Source organism: Lacisediminihabitans sp. (assembly GCF_036404185.1).
Lineage (GTDB): Bacteria > Actinomycetota > Actinomycetes > Actinomycetales > Microbacteriaceae > Lacisediminihabitans.
In genome coordinates, this window is sequence record NZ_DASWPB010000158.1 from 1 (window position 1) to 3,201 (window position 3,201).

Annotated in this window: 5 protein-coding genes and 1 pseudogene; 4 read left to right on the forward strand and 2 right to left on the reverse strand. The window is 69.8% G+C overall.

The window, feature by feature from the left end:
• Window positions 1-169: pseudogene (locus tag VGC18_RS11205) on the forward strand (phosphoserine transaminase); the annotation flags it as partial.
• Window positions 170-369: 200 nt separating this feature from the next.
• Window positions 370-603, forward strand: a complete 234-nt coding sequence (locus VGC18_RS11210; RefSeq protein WP_331097337.1) for a DUF2530 domain-containing protein — start codon at window positions 370-372, stop codon at window positions 601-603.
• On the opposite strand, the gene VGC18_RS11215 is transcribed toward VGC18_RS11210, so the two are convergent.
• Together VGC18_RS11215 and VGC18_RS11220 are read right to left on the reverse strand one after the other, a co-directional pair.
• Window positions 493-1,083 carry a DUF3027 domain-containing protein gene (locus VGC18_RS11215; protein ID WP_331097339.1) on the reverse strand — a complete coding sequence of 197 codons (591 nt, stop codon included), beginning with the start codon at window positions 1,081-1,083 and terminating at the stop codon, window positions 493-495. The two genes, VGC18_RS11210 and VGC18_RS11215, sit on opposite strands and share 111 nt — an antisense overlap.
• Complete coding sequence (locus tag VGC18_RS11220) at window positions 1,076-1,456, reverse strand: cold shock domain-containing protein (RefSeq protein WP_331097341.1); 381 nt, start codon at window positions 1,454-1,456, stop codon at window positions 1,076-1,078. Before VGC18_RS11220 ends, VGC18_RS11215 begins: the two co-directional genes overlap by 8 nt.
• 87 nt (window positions 1,457-1,543) lie before the next feature.
• Between VGC18_RS11220 and VGC18_RS11225 the strand changes: the two genes are divergently transcribed.
• Both VGC18_RS11225 and VGC18_RS11230 read left to right on the forward strand, forming a co-directional pair.
• Entirely contained in the window at window positions 1,544-1,813 is a 270-nt protein-coding gene (locus VGC18_RS11225; RefSeq protein WP_331097343.1) for a hypothetical protein, read from the forward strand.
• Between the two features lie 46 nt (window positions 1,814-1,859).
• Window positions 1,860-3,201 (forward strand): helicase-associated domain-containing protein (locus VGC18_RS11230; RefSeq protein WP_331097345.1); only part of this gene is annotated, 1,342 nt, incomplete at its 3' end.

A 3,201-nucleotide genomic window follows, 5' to 3' on the forward strand; every position in this document is an offset into this window, starting at 1 on the left:
CGACGCGGCCGCCGTGGCGAAGACGCTTCGCGCGAACGGCATCGTCGACACCGAGCCGTACCGCAAGCTCGGCCGCAACCAGCTGCGGGTCGCGACCTTCGCGGCGATCGAGCCCGACGACGTGCGCAAGCTCGTCTCCGCTATCGAGTTCGTGGTCGACGCCCTCTAACCGTCGAAGCCTGCCAGCGTCGACACCCGTAACCGTCGTCGCCCAAGGGACAACACTGCATGCTCCCGGTCGTTCGGAAGGTGCAGTGTTGTCCCTTGGGCGTGGCCTGGGGCGACGGATGCGCCGTGCAGCGGGCCGGGCATCCGTTCTGCCTGATCAAACCGAACGACTAGCGACGACGACGGGATAGCCTGGAGCCCATGAGGCTGTGGCTGAAGGACTCCGAGCGCAGGCCGGACCCGGCTCCCGTTCAGACCGACGACCGCAAGGCCGTCCTGGTCGGGCTCGCCGGGTGGTTCGTGCTGCTCGTGGTGCTGCTGGTCTTACTTGGCCCGCTTGTCGCCGCCGGTGAACTCTGGCTGCTCTGGACCGCCGTCGTCGGCCTCGTCCTCGGTCTCATCGGCCTCGTCTACACCCGCTGGCGGCAGCGCTAGTCCGTCGAGCTCCTCGTCGTCGTCGATGTGATCGTCGATGTCGTCCTCGAGGTCGTCGTCGATGTCGACCCCGTCCAGGTCGCCGCCGTGCAGCACGTCGCTGCCGAAGTCGTCCTCGTCGGCGTCGTCGTCATCGGCCTCCTCGTCGGAGTCCTCCTCGGCGCCGAGCGCATCCTGGGCCGCCCGGTAGTCGGCGAGCCGGTCCACCCACGGGATCCAGGCGGGCGAGAGCAGGGCCCCGTCGCCGGGAGTCAGCTCGGTCTCCAGCGCGCTCGGCTCCTCGCCGTCGACATGGGCGATGCTGACCGTCCAGCGCCAGCCGGGGTAACCGGCCAGCGTGGTGTCGAAATAGACCGTCACGGTGCCGTCGCCCTCGTCGATCGAGCCGGCGGGGGCACCGATCGAGGCGGCGGAGGTGATCTCGAGCAGTGCGCGGCGACCGAGTTCGAAGTCGGCGACCGTTGCTCCGGTGTCAGACATCCAGTTCGTCCGCAACCTTGCGCAGCATGGCGGCGATCGTCTTGCCGTGCTTGTTGTCGGGGTACCGGCCGCGCTTGAGGTTCGAGCCGACGCCGTCGAGCAGCTTGACCAGGTCCTCGATGATGACCGCCATGTCGTCCGCCGGCTTGCGGCTCAGCTTCACCAGGCTCGGGGGCGCCTCGAGCACGCGCACGGAGAGCGCCTGGGCACCTCGCTTGCCGTCGGCGATGCCGAACTCCAGCTTGGTTCCGGCCTTGACCGTGGTGCCGGCCGGGAGGGCAGAGGCGTGCAGGAAGACCTCTTGGCCGTCATCGGAGCTGATGAAGCCGAAGCCCTTCTCGTCGTCGTAAAACTTGACCTTGCCGGTGGGCATGGCAGTACCTCTTTCGCTTGAACTTAAGCCGTAAGCCTACGGGCAGCGGGTGCCCCTATTCTTGTGACTGTGGCAAAAGAAACCCCAGTGACCATTCATCGTAACGAACGAGTGATCGCCTATATGATCGCGGCGATCGTCGGGCTGTCCATTCTGGCGTTCCTCGCGGTCATCATCGGGACCTATTCCGGGCTGGATGCGAAGGACTTCGCGAGCGGGATCTGGCCGGCCGTGTACACCCTTCCGCTCATCGGGCTGCCCATCGGCTTCGTGCTGATCATCGTCCTCCTGGTCATCAGCGCCAGGCGGCGGGCTCGCGAGGCACGGACGGCGAGCACGTCGACAAGCAAGAGGTAACGAGCGGGGCCGGCATCGCCGCCGAAAACAGGAACGGGTGAGAGCAATGAGCAACACCCTCTCCCTGGCCACGCGTCTGAGGTCGATGACCGACGCCGAGCTGGCCGGGGCCATGCGGGACCGTGCCATCGGCGCATCCGGCCTCAAGGACTTCTTCGACCTCGCCGAGGCCTTCCTCGAACCGGCGTCGATCCAGCAGATGCTCACCCGGCTCGACCGGGAGACGCTCACCGTGCTCTCCGCGATCGCCGACCTGGGCGCTGCCGACGCGCCGACCGCCGAGGACGTGCGCGGACGGCTGGCCACGATCACCGACGCCGCGCCCGGCCTCGAGGCGATCGCCGAGCGGGCAGAGGCGGCCGCGGCCCTGCTGCTGCTCGAACCGGGGACCGAGCGGTACGTCGCCTACGACGCCGTGCGCGACCAGCTGCGGTCGTGGCCCGCCTTCGGGCTGCCGGGGCTCACCGAGCTCGCGACCGGGAACCCGCCGGCGGCGCTCGAGCCCGTGCCGGACGTCGACAGACGGTTCATCGACCGCCTGGGCGCGGAGCGGGCCTTCGCCGCCGCGACCGCGATCACCGAGCTGCTCGCCGAGGTCGAGCGCGACCCCGCCCGCGAGCTCGCCAAGGGCGGCATCGCCCTGCCGGACAGCAAACGCCTCGCGAACGCGATGGCCGTCGACCTCGGCTCCGTCGCCACCTTCCTCGCCGTCGCCGAACAGGCAGGGCTCGTCGCCCGCGAGACCGGATCCTGGATGATCACCGCGGCGGGCGGAGCCTGGCTGCTCGAGTCAACGGGCGGCCGCTGGGCCGCGCTCGCCGCCGCCTGGCTCGATCGGCTGCCCGTCGACATCCGCGACCTCCTCGGCGAGCGCAGGCACGCGCTGTGGGGCAACGGGCTGCGCGGCTACATCGACTGGCTCTACCCGGCGGGCGGCGACTGGATGGACCGCCGCGTCGCCGGCTACACCCGCGAGGCCGAGTTGCTGGGCATCACCGCCAACCAGGCGCCGACCGGCCCTGGTGTGCTGCTCTTCACCGAGGGAGTGGCCGAGGCGCAGCGGGCCATGACCGAGCTGCTGCCCGCCGAGGTGGAGCAGGTGTACCTCCAGCACGACCTCTCGGTGGTGGCGCCCGTCCCGCTCACTCCGAGGGTGGATGCCCGCCTGCGCACCCTCGCCGACGTCGAGAGCCGCGCCCTCGCCTCCAGCTACCGCATCTCCACGTCCAGCTTGAACCGGGCGATGACCGCGGGCGAGACCGCGGAGTCGATGCTCGAGTTCCTCCGCGGCATCTCGTTGACCGGCATCCCGCAGCCGCTCGACTATCTGATCGGCGAGGCATCCGCCCGGTACGGGCTCGTGCGCGTCGGCAGCCTCGACGAGCCGG